The organism is Hydrotalea sp. AMD (assembly GCF_004100315.1).
Lineage (GTDB): Bacteria > Bacteroidota > Bacteroidia > Chitinophagales > Chitinophagaceae > Hydrotalea > Hydrotalea flava.
In genome coordinates, this window is sequence record NZ_SCKY01000021.1 from 1 (window position 1) to 18,697 (window position 18,697).

Annotated in this window: 16 protein-coding genes and 1 pseudogene; 11 read left to right on the plus strand and 6 right to left on the minus strand. The window is 32.0% G+C overall.

The features are described from left to right. Positions 1 to 220 precede the first annotated feature (220 nt). The 6 genes from EO766_RS14050 (at position 221) to EO766_RS14075 (ending at position 8,155) form a co-directional block, all read left to right on the plus strand. The gene (locus EO766_RS14050; protein ID WP_074417461.1) at positions 221 to 2,680 is read left to right on the plus strand and encodes an outer membrane beta-barrel family protein; all 2,460 of its coding nucleotides are present in this window, start codon (positions 221 to 223) and stop codon (positions 2,678 to 2,680) included. A gap of 105 nt (positions 2,681 to 2,785) precedes the next feature. Beyond that, the gene (locus tag EO766_RS14055; protein ID WP_074417462.1) at positions 2,786 to 2,980 is read left to right on the plus strand and encodes a hypothetical protein; all 195 of its coding nucleotides are present in this window, start codon (positions 2,786 to 2,788) and stop codon (positions 2,978 to 2,980) included. 63 nt (positions 2,981 to 3,043) lie between these two features. Next, positions 3,044 to 4,402: a radical SAM/SPASM domain-containing protein gene (locus tag EO766_RS14060; RefSeq protein ID WP_074417463.1), complete on the plus strand. Its 1,359-nt coding sequence runs from the start codon at positions 3,044 to 3,046 to the stop codon at positions 4,400 to 4,402. A 21-nt stretch (positions 4,403 to 4,423) separates the two neighbouring features. Further along, a complete protein-coding gene (locus tag EO766_RS14065) occupies positions 4,424 to 5,404 on the plus strand; it encodes a hypothetical protein (RefSeq protein ID WP_074417464.1) in 981 nt (326 codons plus the stop codon). Then, positions 5,394 to 7,619 carry a peptidase domain-containing ABC transporter gene (locus tag EO766_RS14070; protein WP_228733265.1) on the plus strand — a complete coding sequence of 742 codons (2,226 nt, stop codon included), beginning with the start codon at positions 5,394 to 5,396 and terminating at the stop codon, positions 7,617 to 7,619. The genes EO766_RS14065 and EO766_RS14070 overlap by 11 nt, the downstream gene beginning before the upstream one ends. An 11-nt stretch (positions 7,620 to 7,630) precedes the next feature. Then, positions 7,631 to 8,155, plus strand: coding sequence for a hypothetical protein (locus tag EO766_RS14075; RefSeq protein WP_143439231.1), 525 nt, complete (start codon positions 7,631 to 7,633; stop codon positions 8,153 to 8,155). A 188-nt stretch (positions 8,156 to 8,343) separates the two neighbouring features. Here EO766_RS14075 and EO766_RS14080 read toward each other — a convergent pair. Continuing rightward, positions 8,344 to 9,440: pseudogene (locus EO766_RS14080) on the minus strand (IS3 family transposase). Between the two features lie 114 nt (positions 9,441 to 9,554). Here EO766_RS14080 and EO766_RS14085 point away from each other — a divergent pair. The 3 genes from EO766_RS14085 (at position 9,555) to EO766_RS14095 (ending at position 11,427) form a co-directional block, all read left to right on the plus strand. Further along, positions 9,555 to 10,955 (plus strand): TlpA family protein disulfide reductase, encoded by a 1,401-nt coding sequence (locus tag EO766_RS14085; protein ID WP_287101422.1) that lies wholly within the window; start codon positions 9,555 to 9,557, stop codon positions 10,953 to 10,955. After that, positions 10,952 to 11,101 (plus strand): cysteine peptidase family C39 domain-containing protein, encoded by a 150-nt coding sequence (locus EO766_RS14090; protein ID WP_081301367.1) that lies wholly within the window; start codon positions 10,952 to 10,954, stop codon positions 11,099 to 11,101. Before EO766_RS14085 ends, EO766_RS14090 begins: the two co-directional genes overlap by 4 nt. Positions 11,102 to 11,268: 167 nt before the next feature. Next, positions 11,269 to 11,427 carry a hypothetical protein gene (locus EO766_RS14095; RefSeq protein ID WP_179855919.1) on the plus strand — a complete coding sequence of 53 codons (159 nt, stop codon included), beginning with the start codon at positions 11,269 to 11,271 and terminating at the stop codon, positions 11,425 to 11,427. A 13-nt stretch (positions 11,428 to 11,440) separates the two neighbouring features. Here the strand turns inward: EO766_RS14095 and EO766_RS14100 are convergent, their stop codons facing one another. The 4 genes from EO766_RS14100 to EO766_RS14115 all read right to left on the minus strand — a co-directional run bounded on the left by EO766_RS14100 (position 11,441) and on the right by EO766_RS14115 (position 15,329). After that, positions 11,441 to 12,445: a vWA domain-containing protein gene (locus EO766_RS14100; RefSeq protein ID WP_074420811.1), complete on the minus strand. Its 1,005-nt coding sequence runs from the start codon at positions 12,443 to 12,445 to the stop codon at positions 11,441 to 11,443. A 2-nt stretch (positions 12,446 to 12,447) separates the two neighbouring features. Next, the gene (locus EO766_RS14105) at positions 12,448 to 13,332 is read right to left on the minus strand and encodes a hypothetical protein (protein ID WP_143439233.1); all 885 of its coding nucleotides are present in this window, start codon (positions 13,330 to 13,332) and stop codon (positions 12,448 to 12,450) included. Positions 13,333 to 13,415: 83 nt separating this feature from the next. Next, positions 13,416 to 14,282 (minus strand): DUF58 domain-containing protein, encoded by an 867-nt coding sequence (locus EO766_RS14110; RefSeq protein WP_074420813.1) that lies wholly within the window; start codon positions 14,280 to 14,282, stop codon positions 13,416 to 13,418. A 48-nt stretch (positions 14,283 to 14,330) separates the two neighbouring features. After that, the gene (locus tag EO766_RS14115; protein ID WP_074420814.1) at positions 14,331 to 15,329 is read right to left on the minus strand and encodes an AAA family ATPase; all 999 of its coding nucleotides are present in this window, start codon (positions 15,327 to 15,329) and stop codon (positions 14,331 to 14,333) included. 208 nt (positions 15,330 to 15,537) lie between these two features. Here EO766_RS14115 and ubiE point away from each other — a divergent pair, with 208 nt between their 5' ends. After that, a complete protein-coding gene (gene ubiE, locus EO766_RS14120; protein ID WP_074420815.1) occupies positions 15,538 to 16,284 on the plus strand; it encodes a bifunctional demethylmenaquinone methyltransferase/2-methoxy-6-polyprenyl-1,4-benzoquinol methylase UbiE in 747 nt (248 codons plus the stop codon). Then, on the plus strand, positions 16,257 to 16,976 hold the full coding sequence (gene porT, locus EO766_RS14125; protein WP_081299018.1) for a type IX secretion/gliding motility protein PorT/SprT: 720 nt from the start codon (positions 16,257 to 16,259) through the stop codon (positions 16,974 to 16,976). Before ubiE ends, porT begins: the two co-directional genes overlap by 28 nt. Before the next feature lie 10 nt (positions 16,977 to 16,986). Here the strand turns inward: porT and EO766_RS14130 are convergent, their stop codons facing one another. After that, complete coding sequence (locus EO766_RS14130) at positions 16,987 to 18,669, minus strand: hypothetical protein (RefSeq protein WP_074420816.1); 1,683 nt, start codon at positions 18,667 to 18,669, stop codon at positions 16,987 to 16,989. Between the last annotated feature and the right edge of the window lie 28 nt (positions 18,670 to 18,697).

Below are 18,697 nucleotides of genomic sequence, written 5' to 3' on the forward strand. Positions count from 1 at the left end.
GTTTGCTTATAGTGATGAATATGAATATCGATTTAATAAAAGGAATATGCGTAAGTGGCTATTTAATGATGTAGTGGAAAGATTGATGAATCAAATTCCACATCCTTACAATTATCTAAAATCCCTTTGCGCTTATTCTACCTAATCCTATGAAGAAATAATTTGGGAGAATAATATTAAATACTATTAAAACTGCGATAATTATAATAAAAAATTACAGATGGAGTGTTTTATAAATATAATTTGGTTCTGCTTCAAAAAATTAAACCATAATCCTTCCAAATATCAATATATTTTTATTATAATATGTTTTATAATTGTATTTGTATTATTCAATTTAAACAATGTATTTGGACAAAGCCTGAAAGGAAAAATTGTAACTGCTAATAATACACCGATAGAATTTGTTACTGTTTCATTATTAAAAGATACTATTAATCTTGAAAACACAATAACAGACAGTAATGGTGTTTATCGTTTCACAAGACTTAAAATTGGACATTATAAATTATCGGTTTCACATATAAATTATGAAAATAAAGAAACAGCTTTTAATATGTTAAACGACACTATAATAAATGTTATGCTATTTCTTAAATCAAAAGAGCTTAAAGAAATAGCGGTATCAGGAAAAAAGCCGCTTATACAAAGAAAAGTTGACAGAATAATATTTAATGTAGAAAATAGTTTAACTGCAATTGGCTCAAATGCTTTAGAAGCAATAAGTAAAGCGCCGGGAGTTCGTGTTATTAACAATACAATTTCATTAGTTGGCAAAAGTAAGTTAGCGATTATGTTTAATGGACGACTATCTCAACTGACAGGAGACGATTTAATAAACTATTTAAAATCCACTTCAGCAAATGATATTTCTACAATAGAAGTTATTACAAATCCTCCAGCAAAATATGATGCAGAAGGAAATAGTGGCTTAATCAATATTATAACAAAAAAAAATACACAACTCGGATATAACTGCTCTGTACAATTAGGTGATGCACAATCTACTTATAATACGCTGTTAGGTGGAGTGAATTTAAATTATAATAAGGAAAAAAATAAACTGTACACTTTATTCAATGCAGGTAACGGATCAACCGCACCAATAGAGAAAAACATAATTTTTTATCCAACCCAAACATGGAAGAAAACCAATAATCGAAGAGACTACAACAGATATATTACAGGCACAATCGGTTATGATTATCAACCCAATGCTAAAACTGCAGCAGGATTTAATTATTCATTTGGCGCTCTTTCCCCTAACATGAAAGAAGCAATAAGTACACCAATATATAATTTATTCAATACCATTGATTCATCAATAAATACAAATGCCAATTCAACTAGAAATATTAACTATCAATCAGTAAATATTCATTTTGAAAATAAAATAGATAGTGTTGGAAAAAAAATAACGATTGATGGAGATTGGTACTTTTATCAGGATAACAATGAAAGAAAATTTACCAATGAAAATTATAATGCAAATGGGGAACTAATGCCAAATACATTAACTCAATATTTGTCGGGCAGCAAACAAAATATAAATTTATATACTTTAAATATTGTTGCAGATCTTCCATTTAAAGCATATAAAATTTCAGTTGGTGGAAAATTATCTTTTATTAATAACAAAAGTGATGTTTCATTTTATCAACGGATCAATAATAGATATGCATTTGACAATTCTAATTCAAATAATTTTATATATAATGAAAATACACAGGCAATTTTTGCTAATTTTAGTAAAACAATAAAGAAATTTGACTTTCAAGTGGGTTTACGGTCTGAAAATACAGGCACAACAGGAATTTCACAAAACAATAATCAGACTACAAAAAATTCATATTTTAAATTTTTTCCAACAGCCTATATAACATACAATTTAAATGATATGAATTCATTTTCTTTAAGTTATGGCAAAAGAATAAACAGACCCAGCTACTATAAATTAAATCCATTCAAATGGTATACTAATAGTTACTCATATTCAGAGGGAAATCCTTTTTTGCAACCATCATTTAATAATAATTTTGAAATATCACATACTTATAATAATTTTTTAACAACAGCTCTTTCTGTGAGCAATGAAAATAACAGATTTGACCAAATAACAATTGTACAAAATAATACAAATCTACAAATTACAAAGTATCTTAATTTTTTAAAAACTTATACCTATCAATTAAGTTCATCAGTGTTTATTAATAAAATAAATTGGCTTGAAACTAATAATCAGTTTCAAATATTTTATTCCGTTTCAAAGTCCAGCCTACCCGAAACTAAGCCGATAATTAAAGGTTGGGGGGGGTATGTCTCATCAGATAATCAAATCGTATTCAATAAAGTTAGAACAATACTAGGGGAATTAAATTTTTGGTACCAATTTCCATATATAGATGGACTAGATAAATCATCTGGCTATTATAACATTGATGCCGCTATTAAATTTTTAGTCCATAAAAAGAAACTACAGGTTACAATAAGTGGAAATGATATTTTAAAATCAAACAAACCAATTTATTATAGTCTTTTTAACAATATAAAACAACAGAACAATAACTACTATGATAATCAACAAATAAATATTTCTATATTATACAAATTTGGTAACCAGAAAATAAAGAAAAATTATAGACAAATAAACAATTCAGAAGAAACCAAAAGAATAAATTAAAATTTTCCGGAAAATGCGAGTATGAAGCATTAAAATTCATATCATGTTCAACAAATACCTAATAACATTAAACTTTGGTAATTTTTTAAAACTAAATTTTTTAAAATGAAGAATTCAAATTTGGAAAGTGCTCTCAAAAAATTAAATGAACATCAAGCTGGAATACCAAAAAATGAGAAAGGTGTTTCATTTTTGAGTAAGGACGATGCTAACAAAGTAAAGGGCGGAGTAGCTGCACCATCAGGATGCAATAAAGGTGGTTTTTCTTGTCCAATGTTTACGTCATGTGGCAAATTTTAGCTTGCCCACTTGTGGGGTTAATTTTTTAACCCCACAATTTTATTAATCATTAAATTTTTAAAAATGAATTTTAAACTATCACATTATGTTATTTTTTCAGATATAATCGATGAAAAAAACAATAGATTAATTTATACAACTAGAACTGGCTCTTTATTAAAAATTTCTGACAAAGTCTATTCACATTTGTTAAATAATGATTTTACAAACATCTCTAATGATGATATTATGCCATTAATTTTAAATGAGGCAATAGTAGATAATAATGAAGACGAATTTAAAGAAGTATTACAGAGAAACAGATTGGCTATTAAAGACAAGAGATTAGTAGCTTTTACCATACAACCAACAGGAAATTGTCAGTTAGGATGTAACTATTGCGGTCAAGTACACTCAAAGAAAACTATGAACGATTTAATAAAAAATAAAGTTGTTGAAAGAATTATTAAAAAAGTATCTGCTAAGCACATCACAGGACTTACTGTGGAATGGTATGGCGGTGAGCCTCTAATGGGTTTTGCAAAAATTATGGAGATAAGTAAAGATTTAATAGATTATGCTGAAAGAAATAACAAAACATATTTTGCAAGTATAATTACAAATGGACTTAGCCTAAAACTCCCAATTTTCAAAAAATTGGTTAAGGATTGTCAAATTAAACTTTTTCAAATTACGTTAGATGGCTTAGCTGAGACACATGATAAGCGACGTATTACAAAACAGGGTGAAAAAACATTTGATATTATTTTTGATAATATCAAAGCAGTGATTAATAGCAAGGAGTATGATGATAGTGATTGCGGAATTCTAATCCGTATTAATATTGATAAGACTAATGGTGACAATGTTACTAGGTTAATTGATTTACTTGCTCAATATGGATTTCATGAAAAAGGTGTAGCTTTTGAATTTAGCCCTGTAGTAAATTGGGGCGGCAATAATGCAGCCAAGAATAGTTACTCTCCAAAAGATTTCGGAAACTTAGAAATAGATTGGATACTTCATGCAATAAAAAAAGGATTTAAATATAAAACAGTTCTTCCATCCTTAAATCCAATAGTTTGCCAAGTTGTAGATAAAGAATCAGAGGTTTTTGACGCTGATGGAAATATTTATCCTTGCTACGAATTTCCATATACTCCAAAATATGAAAATGATAACTATAAAATAGGCAATATAATGTTTCCTGAAGAATCTTTTAACAATAATGCAATAACTAGAAATTGGAATACTGATATAGAAAAAGGTATCTCATTTTGTCCGACATGCAATTTATTTCCTGTATGTGGTGGAGGGTGTCCTAAAATTTGGTATAACAATGAAGTCGCATGTCCCTCTTTCAAAACAAATATTAAAGATAGAGTTGTTTTAGAATATATATTAAAACATGAAAAGTGTCAGGAAATTATTTCTAGTTTATAATTTATTAAAAATAAGATTAATATGAATATTAAAGAAACAGATATATTAACAAATGTGTCTAAAATTAGAGCATTTGAAAGAAAACATATATTCTTTAGCGTTTTGGAATTTAACGATAAATACTCTACAAGTAAAGAAAGGATATTAATGATTTACTTGTTTAATTATTACCAAAAAACTTTAGAAAATTATAGAGAAAATAATTTTGAAACGGCTAATCACTTTTTAAATAAAATTTCAAATGACATAAATAATTTAAATAGTATTAGTAAAATCGGTATGGACCTTGTATATTATCCAGTCATTGCTTACAAAGAGTATAAATTCAAGAATTATGAAATGGCATTCTATTATATTGATATAGCAATTAATAAAGGATATGAATTAATTGATAATAATTTTAATCTAAAAGATGCATTATTAGCAATTCTTGAGCAAAATTTTAATAAAATAAAAATTTTAATAAAGCTAGAAAGAATCTATGATGTTATTGATATTTCTAGTCAAATGATATTATATTTAACTAATGGGGAAAAAAATAATTTAATTAAAATTTCATTCAATAAATTTATTAATGAAAATTATGCTTATTGGTATGAAATTGTAAGTTACTACGTGGATTCAATAATAATATTACTAATTAATTGTATCAATAAACATTCATTTAATTTTGATGTATTTTTTGAAATATTATTGGAAAAAATAAATATGTCAGAGATTAAAAGAAAATCTTCAGGATATAATAATTTTACATATACATTATCTTTGCTTTGTAATAATTGGAAAAGCTATACTAAAGAAACTAAATACGAAAAGGGATTTAAAATTAACCTTGATTTTATTCCATTATCAATAAAATATTTACTCTTATATACCATAGATAAAAATAAAGAAAATTACGAAAATAAATTCAAAATACTCATTCAGAACAACTCCCAATCTATTTTAACATTATCATCCTTGTTAGCTTTTAATGAAAAACTAAATAACCTTGAAAGTTAGAAATTATTTTCATTTCCCATTTCAACCTCAGTATGACAAAATGGATTGCGGCCCCGCATGTCTAAAAATGATTACACAATTTTATGGTAAAGCATATTCTTTAGAATATTTAAGGCAAGAATGCTTTTTAAGTCGTGAAGGTGTAAGTTTACTTAGCATAAATGATGCAGCAGAGAAATTAGGCTTTCGTACACTTATGGTTAATTTAACTTTAAAAAATTTAACAGAAAATAGTCCATTACCTTGTATTTTACATTGGAATCAAGATCATTTTGTAGTACTCTACCAGATAAAAAGAAAATTATTTAATTCAAGCAAATTGAATTTTAGGATTGCTGATCCTGCATATGGGTTAATATCTATAGACAAAGATACTTTCTTTAAATCATGGATTAGTACGGTTGATGAAAAGGGAACATCATTATTATTAGAACCAACACCTGAATTTTTAAAAAAAAATGAAGTAAAGGAAAAGAATAAAGGTTATACTTTTTTATTTCGCTACCTTAAACCTTACAAAAAATATATTGTTCAACTATTAATTGGAATGTTCATCACCAGCCTGATTTCACTAACATTTCCATTTCTTACACAAGTTTTAATTGACATTGGTGTTACAGATAAAAACTTATCAATTCTATATTTAATTTTATTATCACAACTATTTTTATTTACAGGTAATACTATTATTGAAATTATACGAAGTTGGCTTTTGTTACACATCAATGCAAGAGTAACCCTCAATATCATTTCCGATTTTTTAATTAAACTATTAAAACTACCAATTAAATATTTTGATACAAAAGCAATAGGGGACATTTCTCAACGCATTAGTGACCATCATCGTATTGAAAATTTTTTGACAAACTCGACACTTAGCACATTGTTTTCAATAATTAACATTGTCATTTTTTCACTTGTATTATCATTTTACAACATTAAAATACTCTTTGTATTTATAGTTTTTAGTATATTAGCTATAACTTGGATTTTTTTATTCCAAAAAAAACGTAAACAATTAGACTATAAACGATTTGCTAGAAATAAAGAGAATCAAGACAAGTTATTTGAAATGATAACTGGTATGCAGGAAATAAAATTGTATGGTAGTGAAACTTCCAAGCGATGGGAGTGGGAGCAATTACAAGTAAAATATTTTAAATTGAATATTAAGAGTCTTGCTTTAGAGCAATACCAGCAATCGGGATTTATTTTTTTTTCTCATTTGAAAAATATTATTATTTCATATATTGCAGCAACCGAAGCTATAAAAGGAAATATGACAATTGGTGTATTGTTAAGTATTTCCTACATAATTGGACAAACTAATAGTCCATTAGAACAATTAGTAAGTTTCATAAAATCAGCACAAGATGCACATTTAAGCATGGACAGATTGCAAGAAATTCATAATAAAACCGATGAAGAAAATAACAAAACAAATAAATTCCAACAACAAATAACTAATATATTACATCAAGATATTAAACTTCAAGATCTATCCTTTCAATATGAGGGACCTAACTCTCCATTTGTTTTAAAAGATATTAATTTAACTATTCCCAAAGGTAAAATTACAGCAATAGTTGGCACAAGTGGTAGTGGAAAAACAACATTATTAAAATTATTATTAAATTTTTATCAACCAGTCAAGGGTAACATATTAATTGGTAATGATAACTTACAATCATTATCACCAAAATTTTGGCGAAAACAATGTGGAATAGTAATGCAAGAAGGCTTTATTTTTTATGATACAATAACAAAAAACATTGCATTAGATGGAAAAGAATTAGATTATAACGCAATGGAAAATGCTATTAGAATAACCAATTTGCAAGAGTTTATTAATGAACTTCCACTAGGTTATACAACCAAAATTGGAAGTTCAGGAGTAATTTTAAGTGGTGGGCAAAAACAAAGAATATTAATTGCTCGTTCTGTATATAAAAATCCTAATTATCTTTTTTTTGATGAAGCTACGAGTAATTTGGATGCCAATAACGAAAGACAAATAATGGATAACCTAAATGATTTTTTTAAAGGGAAGACTGTTTTAATTATTGCACATCGCTTAAGTACAGTAAAAAATGCTGATCAAATAATAGTTTTAGAAAAGGGTAAAATTGTGGAAGTTGGGAATCATGAAAAACTTGTAAGAATCAAAGGTAAATATTTTGAATTGGTAAAAAATCAATTAGAGCTAGGCAATTAAAAAATAAAACCATGATATCAAATAAGTTTGAATTAAGAAGTAATGAAGTGCAGGAAGTATTTCAAAAATCTCCTCACTTATTAATAATGTGGGGAAATACTTTTATTGGAATAATTTTAATAGCAGGATTTTATTTACTTGATAATATAACTATACCGCAAAAAATAACTATACCATTTCAACTAATACAAACTAAAAAGCCATATAACTCTGAAGAAGTATTTGCTTTGCAGATAGATTCAGAATATACTTCACACATATACCAACACCAACCAATTAATATTAATTTTGAAAAATACCCTTCAAATATTTATGGAACTATCCAGACAGAAATAGACACAATTATTTCCTTTCAAAATAAAAAAATAATATTCTTTAAATTACAAAATGAACAATCAAAAAATAATTTATCATTCAGAGTAACATTAAAACCTTTTTTATTAGGTAATTTAGTAACACAAATTGACAAAAAAAATTTTCTTTCCACAATTAAAAATTCATTATTCTCCAAAATAAAAACAAAAGATAAAAGATAAGTAATTTCACTTTGTTATTTTAGTCTGTTGTAATTGTGTAAGCTCCCCTTTTTTTAATGCCATTGTTAATTAGAGATTTCTAAGGTACTGATCTTTTGTTTTTCAATCACTTTATCCACTAAACGGCTCTCTTCAATTAATGAATGATTTGCGTTCGCCTTTTTTGGATAAAGGGATATATCTACACTTTATCTTTTGTAATTTTCTTCAGCAAATTTTATGGGAGATGAGTATCCTAGAGATTTGTGTGGTCTGTCTGTATTGTAATCAATCCTCCATTGCTCTATTTGCTCTCTTACTTCCAATAAGCGATAAAACAGGTATGGATTTAATACTTCTCTTCTCCTCATGCTTCCATTTTTTCTTTCGATGTATGCAATTTGTGTGGGTTTCCCCGGTTCAATAAATTGAATTGTTATTTGTCTGCGTTGATCACTACACCATTCTTGCAGCTTATGGCTAATAAATTCAGGTCCGTTATCACATCGGATATTGGCAGGTTTACCTCTTTGTACATTCAGTTTTTCCAGCACACGGATTACTCTTAGTGATGGTAACTAAGTATCCACTTCAATAGCCAATGATTCCCGATTAAAATCATCCATAACATTAAACAGTCGGAATCTTCTTCCATCTACTAGTGTGTCACTCATAAAGTCGATGCACCATACCTGATTAGGTGCTGACGGAAGCGTTAATGGTTGTTTTATCCTTTCAGGTAGCCGCTTTTTAGCCATGCGACGGATATTCAACTTCATATCGGTATAAACCCTGTAGATTCTTTTATGATTCCACTTGTGTCCTTTATTCCAAAGACGATAACAACATTGCCAAAACCCAATGGCAACATGCTTTGTAGTAAGTGCCATCAGTGCATCCTGAATTGCTCCATCGTCCTTGGGCTTTGATTGATACTGGTAGGTGCTGCGGGATATACCTATCAGCTCACACGCCTTACCGTTACTTAACTGTTCTTCTTCTAGCAAATGATGAACAGCTTCCCGTTTCGCTTCAGGCGTTAAAACTTTTTTGCAATCAGGTTTTTCATAGCTCGATTCTCAAGACTCAGTTCTGCTACAATCTTTTTGTAATCACTGAGCTCTGCTTCCATCTGCTTCATCTTTACAACCTCACTTACCTCCATGCCGCCATACTTCGCTTTCCAGTTGTAAAATGTCGCTTCACTTATACCCATTTCCCGGGCAATGTCTTTAACAGCAATCCCTGATTCCTGTTTTCTAATAGCAGATACTATCTGCGCTTCAGTAAATCTTCCTTTTTTCATTTGGTTCAAAATTTAAAGTTAACTAGCTTTTTTGTTAACTCTAACTTCAAATGGACAACTTTTGGGGAAGCTTACAAATTTCTATTAAAAAGTATTATAACATCAGACCATGATGTGCAGTTAAATGTTTTTGAACCTTATGAAGGTACATTTTACAATCATTGCCTTGCTACTAAAAGTATCAATGTATCCTCAAACAAAGAATTAGTTATACCTATTACCGTAAAAACTTCTACTTTTTTTAAAATAACATTTGATGGTGTCCCTTTTTTTATCTATGCCCAGCCTAATGACTCCTTGTATTTTAATGCAACTGTTTTGGGTGATACACCCCCTGTAAATACCAATTGGATACATTTAACAGGCAGCAATGCAAAAGGAATTTTGTTATTCAATCATCAATTCAATTATCCCTACCCTATTTCTAAATTCACCCCTATATTTAATTTATTTGAACAAAAAAATTTGAATCTTCCTGATTTAAAGAAAAACTTAATTATCATCATCAACACTTACACCCATCCTTATGATTCGCTATACCACGAAAACAAAATAACGGAAAGCTTTAGAAACGCCATTGGCATTCAATTCAAAGCAATATTAATGGACGAATTCCTAAAGCCATTTATAAGAAAAAGAATTAAAGAAATTCACTTTATTAGTGCAGATATAAGCAAAGCAAATATTTTACAAATGGCAGAAGAATTGCAAAAACCATTTAATATAGCAGTATCAAAATGTGTGCTTGGAACATTTTACGTTTCAAGCTATTTATGTTTAAAATACATGAATGTAAATAAATTACAAACAGATAATGATATTAAAGACTCTACATTTAAAATAAACAATAATACTTATATTTTTAGTAACACTTTTGTTCCTACGCTATATGCTACTGATAATATTAAAACCAATTTAATTGGGAATTATATGATTGCAGCAATTATTTTATTCCCCGAAAGTGTTACTAAAAGCGACTTAGCTATCTTTAATCATCTGGCACCTAATAATTATTATTTAAAAATCCTTCAAAACAAATACAGTTTTAACAACACACAAGCCGGTATTGATAGCAATCCAAATATAAAATTTATAGACACCTCTAAAAAAATTAACTCAATTAATGATTTAATAGCACTAAACAAAGGAAAGCGATTATATATTGACATTTGGGCTACCTGGTGCGCACCTTGCATACAAGAACTCAATAGCTACCAATTTATAGATTCAACATTATTTAAATTGAAAATAAATAAACTGTTTATTTCCATTGACAATTATTCAAATTATAATAACTGGGTAAAAACAGCCAAAAAATATTCCTTAGATGGTACTCATTTAATTGCAAACAAAAATTTAATAGATAATCTACAAGAGAAGATATACGGTAAAAATTCATTTGAAATTCCTCGCTATATCATCGTCGACGAAAATGGTCAAATTCTAAATTTAAAGGCAGAACGCCCTTCTTCCGGTGGTAAGCTAATTGCAGAATTGAATAATTATTTTAAGTGAAAAAATCATCTTTCCCATTCATTCACCAACTCAATCAAATGGATTGCAGACCAGCTTGTTTAGCTATGATTGCAAAATATTATGGCAGAAATTTAGATGTAAATGAAGTTAGAACCAAAACACAATTAAACAAAGAAAGACTGTAAGATAAAGACAATTAAGAAATTTTTTGACGTGAATGTGTGGACGCTAAAAGAATAGATTAGAAAGTGCTTATTAGAGTGGATGTATGGATTAAAGGGAAAAGAGGAGAAATACAATAATACCAATTATTAAAATTAGGCACTCTTCACATGTGAAAAAACAAGATAGTTTGGACACCTCAAACAAAACAGATATTGAATTGGGTGTACGCAATCTATTCAACAACAACTATTTGGTTAGCACCAATATTAATGCTTACTATACGGTACAATCAGGTATGTTCATGCGTCCCAGGCAAGTTACTGCTGCTATTCGATATACATTTTAAGGCTGGCAATGCATTATGGAAATTTACGTAGTAGTGTTAATCGCAACAATACCTCTAACACCACCAATACCAATGCAGCTAATACAAACCACTGAAATTGCTCGGTATAACGCTTATAGGTAGTAACGGTAATATTGCTTTTTTCTAACCCATCAATACTTTTATAAATATTTTGTAAGGCAGCATTATTGGTAGCGTGATAATATTGTCCACCGGTTTCGGCAGCTAGTTGTTTTAATAATCCTTCATTAAAGTCTAACGGAATTGAGTTGTCGTTGCTCAGTGGATGATGGTTATCATCTATTCTATTGGCATTACTTCCCACGCCAATAGTGTACACTTTAATACCATATAATTTGGCCATATTCAATGCCACATCGGGTGGTATTTGCCCGCCAAAATCAACCCCATCTGTTAATAAAATAATCACTTTACTTTTATTGGTACTGTTTCGTAAACGGTCTACACTGGTGGCTAAGCCTGAGCCAATGGCAGTACCCTCTTCCTGCAAATATCCATTCTGAATATTATTAATTTGATTCAACACAGTGGCATGATCTACCGTTAACGGACATAACGTAAAACTCTGACTGCTGAAAATTACCACGCCAATTTCATCGCCGGGCCTGCTATCTACAAAAGATGTGGCTACCTTTTTAGCAGCTTCTAACCGGTTGGGCACAAAGTCCTGCTCCGTCATGCTGCCACTAATGTCAATACAAAGTATAATATCAATACCTTTTCCATCAATCTGCTGCCGGGTAAACTGCTCACGAGGGCGGGCCAATGCAATTACAACAGCACAAAGCGCCAGCATGCGCAACACAAAGGGCAAATGCTTTAGTTTAGATTTCATTCCGGCAGTACCCCTTAAAAAATGCGTAGTTGTAATACGAACCGCAGGAATTTGTTGACGATAAGTTTTTATATACCAATACACCAAATAAGGCACTACCAGTAAAAAAGGTAACACCCAGGGATAAGCAAATTCAGTATGATGTAGCCAGGCAGAGAGCATTACTATTTGGGTTGAAATGAATATTTATACATTGTTTTTACCATATCTGTTGCAATTACAAAGGCATTTTCAACTTCTTGTTCTGTGGGAATATAGCGGGCAAACTTCACGGCATCTGACAAACGCAGCAATTGAAAATAATCTGTTTGCACCGGTTCTGCCCCTATTTTATTTTTTACGGCTACCATGTATTCATCGGTTGTAAAACTATGGGTATCCTGCCGCAATTGAGCATCTGAAAAAACACGACATAAAGCAATTAATTCAGTAAAAAATGCCTGATGTTCACCAATAGAATAAGGATATTTTTCCCGCAACTTTTTGATAGCATCCAATACTTGATCATTACTTTGTGGTGGTATAACGGGAAGGGGATTGCGTCGTTTCGCCAACCTTATCCGTTTAATTAACAGTACAATCAACAGTATTGACAATACAGCTGAAACTAAGATCCACCAGGGAAAAGGTTTAGCAGGTTGCGGCACTTCAATAATATCGGTAAACCCGTTATAATCTTTCATGCCCGAAACATCGGCAGGTAATACAGTAAGTACAGGCGTATTTTTAATGGCGAAAGTTTGTTTGTTCTGAAACACCACAGTTAATACCGGTATTTTCCAGCTACCCGAATCAAAAGAAGTGAGGATAATATGTTGGGTAAGAATAGTATTGCCATTAACGGTAAAGGTATCAATAGCTGAACGGTTTACTACCTGTATATGCGCAAAAGTATCGGGTAACTGAAACCATTGCTGAATACCACTGCTATTTTGTTGTACATTTTCTACCTGCAAAGTAAGTTTTGCCTGATTACCGATTAATATTTTATCAGGATTGAGCTGAACACCGGCTTGTTGCGCAATTGCAAATACCGGCAGAATAAACAAAAAAAATAAACAATATTTTTTAAGAAAATATCTACGTAAACCATTGCTAACGGCATGGCATTGATGTATGAATTGATGTATCCTCATGCCCGTTGAATAAAAAATTGTTGTAAGGTTTTAACATAATCCTGCCCGGTAGCAATTTGCATCAAATCAGCACCTGCTGTTCTAAATACTTTTTTAGCGTCCTGCTGGATTTTGGCAAATTGGGCTGCATATTGTTGACGTATTTTTTTATTGGAAGTATCCAACCATAATTGTTCACCAGTTTCCGGATCTTCTACCACCACCAGGCCCATATTGGGCATTTGTACATCTAACAGATCATACACCTGAATGCCAATTACATCGTGCTTTTTAGCAGCTATCCGCAGTGCTTCTTCATAACCTTCATCGGCAAAATCACTTAATAAAAAAACAATGCTTTTATGCCGTGTTATATTATTTAAATATTGTAAGGCTTTTACAATATTGGTTTGTTGATGGCCGGGTTGTAACGATACCAGTTCGCGTACCATATACAAAGCATGTTGACGTCCTTTTTTAGAAGGTATATACTTTTCTACCCGATCGGTAAAAAACAACAATCCGGCTTTATCATTATTGTTCAATGCACTAAAAGCCAGTACGGCGGCTATTTCTGTAATTAGCTCCTTCTTGGTTTGTTGCCGGGTACCCATCAGGTTACTGGCGCTGGCATCTACCAGAATAAACACTTCCAATTCTCTTTCTTCTTCAAATACTTTTGTAAAAGTATCGTTCATACGGGCGCTTACATTCCAGTCAATAAACCGAATATCATCTCCGGCATGGTATTCTTTTACTTCTTTAAAAACCATTCCACGCCCTTTAAAAGCAGAGTGATACTCGCCGGTAAACAAATGGTTGGTAAGCCTTTTGCTTTTAATTTCTAATTCACGTACTTTTTTTAATAATTCGGAAGCTTCCATATTCTATGTGTTCAGGTGCCGGAAATAAGTTTCAACAATTGCAATCATTTAAGGTACCTGAATGGTAGCCAGTAATGCATCTATTATTGATTCAGTGGTACTGTTTTCTGCCTCTGCTTCGTAAGTTAAACCGATACGATGGCGCAAAACATCTTTTGCTATAGCTTTTACATCATCGGGTATAACGTAACTGCGTTTGTGTAAAAAGGCAACGGCTTTTGCTGCAAGGGCTAAGTTAATACTGGCACGTGGCGATCCGCCATAACCAATCATTTGCTTTAGTTTAGCCAATCCATATTGGTCGGGATAACGGGTGGCAAAAACCAAATCCAATATATAATTTTCAATTTTTTCATCCATATAAACCTGCCGCACCAAATTTCTCGCAACCATAATTTCGCTGATATCAACAACCGGCTGTACCTGTTGTATTTCTATACCTTGTACCTGTTGGCGTATAATAAGTTGTTCTTCCTGTTTATCAGGATAACCCACTACTACTTTCAGCATAAACCGATCTACCTGTGCCTCGGGCAACGTATAAGTTCCCTCCTGCTCTAATGGGTTTTGCGTAGCCAATACCAAAAATGGTTCGGGTAGCGGATAAGTAGTTTCGCCAATGGTTACTTGTTTTTCCTGCATAGCTTCTAATAAAGCGCTTTGCACTTTTGCAGGGGCACGGTTAATTTCATCGGCCAATATAAAGTTGGCAAACACCGGGCCTTTTCGTACCAGAAATTCATTTTTAGACTGGTTATAAATCATGGTTCCAATTACATCGGCCGGCAATAAATCAGGGGTAAATTGTATGCGGCTAAAACGGCCATTCACCGCCTGAGCCAGCGATTTAATGGTGAGGGTTTTGGCCAATCCGGGAACACCTTCTAACAGCACATGGCCATTGCTGAGTAAACCAATCAACAGGCGATCTATCATATATTGCTGCCCTACGATTATTTTAGAGAGTTCGGCTTTAATGCGGTCAATAAAACGTGCATGTAATTCAATCTGTGTATTCATTTCCTGAATAGCCTCTGGTGTCTGCATGGGTTATTTTTATTTGTGAAAGTACAAACTGCCGTGCATTTGGGGATCATATTGTACTGTTTTTGGGAATATTTTATCGGGTAACCGGTAATGCGCATGAAATTTAACCATTAATAGTCATGCATCAAACAAAAAATCATGCTATTTATTAAAATGAAACCAGCATTTTAAAAACGAGTGGATGAATAAATGAATATCTTCGCACACTATGCCAACGCAATTTGCACACGATACAATTGTTCCTGATGAAAATAGCGATCTGCATAAAAAAGAGCAGGTAGCTGAAATGTTTAATAGTATTGCTGCGAAATATGATTTTTTGAACCGGTTTTTAAGTGGTGGTATCGATATAATATGGCGCAAAAAAGCCATTCAACAGTTAAAAACCATTCAACCCAAAATAATATTAGATGTGGCTACCGGTACTGCCGATGTAGCTTTAATGACCTATGCAGGTCTGCATCCTGAAAAAATTATTGGTATAGATATTAGTGAGCGGATGTTAGATTTAGGCAAACAAAAAATTGAAAAATTGGGCCTCTCACAAAAAATTATATTGCAGAAAGGGGATAGTGAAAATATTGAATTTGAAGACAATAGTTTTGATGCCATTACCGTTTCATTTGGGGTACGCAATTTTGAAAACTTATTAAAAGGCCTGCAGGAAATGCATCGGGTTTTAAAGCCCGGTGGCAAATTGGTAATATTAGAATTTTCAAAACCGCGTTTTAAACCCTTTCAAATCATTTATAATTTTTACCTTAGTACTTTAGCACCTGGATTTGCACAATTATTTTCTAAAAACAAAAAAGCCTATCAATACCTGAACAATAGTGTTCAAGCCTTCCCGGAAGGTAAATTATTTTTAACAATTATGCATGAAGCAGGATTTACCCAAACGTATTTAAAACCACTTAGTTTAGGTATATGCACTATTTATTGCGGTTCAAAATAATTGTATATTTTCTGCCCGTTTTTTGTGTATTGCAGGCTTCGGCGCAAAGAGAAATTTATCGCCCTTACCACGATGATATGCCCTATTATTTTGGATTAACGCTGGGTTATAATTCATCATATTTACACCAGTTAAAGTCTAACCACTTCCTGGCTAATGATAGTGTATTAACAGCTGAACAAGGCTCAACCGGAGGTATATCGCTGGGCTTATTGGCTACCGGACGATTGAATGATCATTTTCAAATTCGATTTAACCCAACGCTCATGCTGGGTGGCTCCCGTTACTTTACCTACACTTTGGGCAGCACTGCACCCGGCGAATCGAAAGAACAAAAACAAACCCTGCCTACTACCATTGTAAGTATGCCTGTTCATTTTAAATTCAACTCCGACAGAATTGATAATTTTAGAACCTACTTGCTATTTGGCGTAAAATTCGATACCGATTTATCGAGCAACTCGGCTCTGCGCAATGTGCCCAATATTATTAAACTGCGAAAAAATGATTTTGGGTTGGAAGGCGGGCTTGGTTTTAACTTCTTCCTGCCGTTTGTAACCATATCGCCCGAAATTAAATTCAGTTACGGACTCACCAATTTGCTGATACCTGATCCTAATTTAAAGTATGCCAGTGTTTTTCAGCAATTACAATCACGCATGATTATTTTTTCTATTCACTTCGAAGATTAAAAATTGCACTTTAAAAATCAAACGTTCTTCTACCCATATTCCACCGCATACCCAGCATAATAATATTGGAAGTAAAATCAGGCTGATTTACCACTTTGTACTTTCGAATGGTTCCTGTTACATCAAAAAATAAATTAGGAATTAATTCATACGTAACAGTAGTTGAAACCATGGCTGTTTTGGCCAATAACCCACTGCCGATATGAAAACCATAATCGCTGATGCGGTTAGAAGTATAAAACTCGAACGGATTGGCACCAAAATTATATCCGGCAGAATCTAACCCCTGCTCTATGTACATGGCTTTTGCCGTTAATTGTAAACGATTAACGGGCTGGTATTTAATAACACCCAAAAATTCCCGCAAATTAGCACCCAATGGATGTGCCAGGGGTTGATTGTAATGGGTAAATGAACCTACCGAATCATAATGCGAGTATACAAATGGTCTGATTAAATTTACTTCGCCCTGCACATCTAAATTCTTTACCCCAAATACATCAATTGATTTAAAGCCTAATTGCAATGCCTGTTTGTTAGCGTAGTATCCATTTTTGTAATGCAATACTTCTTTCATTACAAATTCATTGATAATAATCTGGCTATACAACTGTGTGTTTTTAAAAACATTGGCTTTAATATTTCCACCCAGCGTTACTTTATCGGGGCTGCCCAACTGCTGTTCAACCGAGCGATAAAAAATTATGGGATTCAAATAATTCAAATCAAAACCGGAAGAACGGCCAAACATCACATCTTCAAACAAACCAATATTCAACCATTTGGTGGCCTGAAAATCTAAATAATGCATCGTCATATATTTCTGTGGCCTTAAATAATCCGGACCACGTTGGTAGCTGGATACCAACTGTGCAAACAAATTATAGTACTGAAATTTCCAAAAGCGTGTATTAATTTTTAAGAACAGCATATCATTACTGCCATCGCTTAAAATAAGACTGCGAATACCATTGCCTATAAATACCTTATCATAGGCAAACTGGAAATCGATTTTTTTTCCGGCCTTAAACATAATACCACCTCTTGCATCAAAATAATCAAAACCATCGGTTTGGTAATTTTTATAATACCCCGCACCCGGAACGGCCTGGTATTTTTGCGCATATTGTTGCACATAAAAAGGATCACGCTCCTGATTGGTGGTAAAATAAGAATAATAGCCAATACCTTTTGAAAGTGTTCCCCGTAAATAAAAACCACGCCGATTCATGAATAAAGGATGATTCAGATTATTATCATGTCCTAATTCCAAATCTAATAACGGAGAAATATAGGCGGAAAAATCGCCACGCTTTACACCAATATAGGCCGGATTTTTTCGTATAGAAGATGTGAATAGATTTTTGAGCGGAATAGTGGTATCGCCCATTCCCGGTCTCCAATCGAAATTGTCTTTTAAAACAATATTCAAATTATATTTATCTACCTTTGACAAATGAATTTTTCCGGCAGCAGCCAATGCCTGAATATAATACAACCTGTCGGTAATTGTTTTACGTTCAAAAGGTTTTACGGAAGAAAAATTTAATACAGAATCAGTGCGTAACTTTAACTCTAAACGGGTTAATAAATCATACTGGCGGCTGCCTAATTCCACATAATCAGACTGTGCAAACACAGTACCAAAGGAAATAAGCAACAGGAGCAGGGTTACATAACGCAAACATTTCATAATCTTGCTGAATTAATTTGAACAAAAG

Excerpts from the sequence above, each read along its gene's own strand:
- EO766_RS14050 (WP_074417461.1), top strand. The coding sequence starts at position 221 with ATGGAGTGTTTTATAAATATAATTTGGTTCTGCTTCAAAAAATTAAAC.
- EO766_RS14055 (WP_074417462.1), top strand. The coding sequence starts at position 2,786 with ATGAAGAATTCAAATTTGGAAAGTGCTCTCAAAAAATTAAATGAACAT.
- EO766_RS14060 (WP_074417463.1), top strand. The coding sequence starts at position 3,044 with ATGAATTTTAAACTATCACATTATGTTATTTTTTCAGATATAATCGAT.
- EO766_RS14065 (WP_074417464.1), top strand. The coding sequence starts at position 4,424 with ATGAATATTAAAGAAACAGATATATTAACAAATGTGTCTAAAATTAGA.
- EO766_RS14075 (WP_143439231.1), top strand. The coding sequence starts at position 7,631 with ATGATATCAAATAAGTTTGAATTAAGAAGTAATGAAGTGCAGGAAGTA.
- EO766_RS14100 (WP_074420811.1), bottom strand. The coding sequence starts at position 12,445 with ATGCTCTCTGCCTGGCTACATCATACTGAATTTGCTTATCCCTGGGTG.
- EO766_RS14110 (WP_074420813.1), bottom strand. The coding sequence starts at position 14,282 with ATGGAAGCTTCCGAATTATTAAAAAAAGTACGTGAATTAGAAATTAAA.
- EO766_RS14115 (WP_074420814.1), bottom strand. The coding sequence starts at position 15,329 with ATGCAGACACCAGAGGCTATTCAGGAAATGAATACACAGATTGAATTA.
- ubiE (WP_074420815.1), top strand. The coding sequence starts at position 15,538 with ATGCCAACGCAATTTGCACACGATACAATTGTTCCTGATGAAAATAGC.
- porT (WP_081299018.1), top strand. The coding sequence starts at position 16,257 with ATGCACTATTTATTGCGGTTCAAAATAATTGTATATTTTCTGCCCGTT.
- EO766_RS14130 (WP_074420816.1), bottom strand. The coding sequence starts at position 18,669 with ATGAAATGTTTGCGTTATGTAACCCTGCTCCTGTTGCTTATTTCCTTT.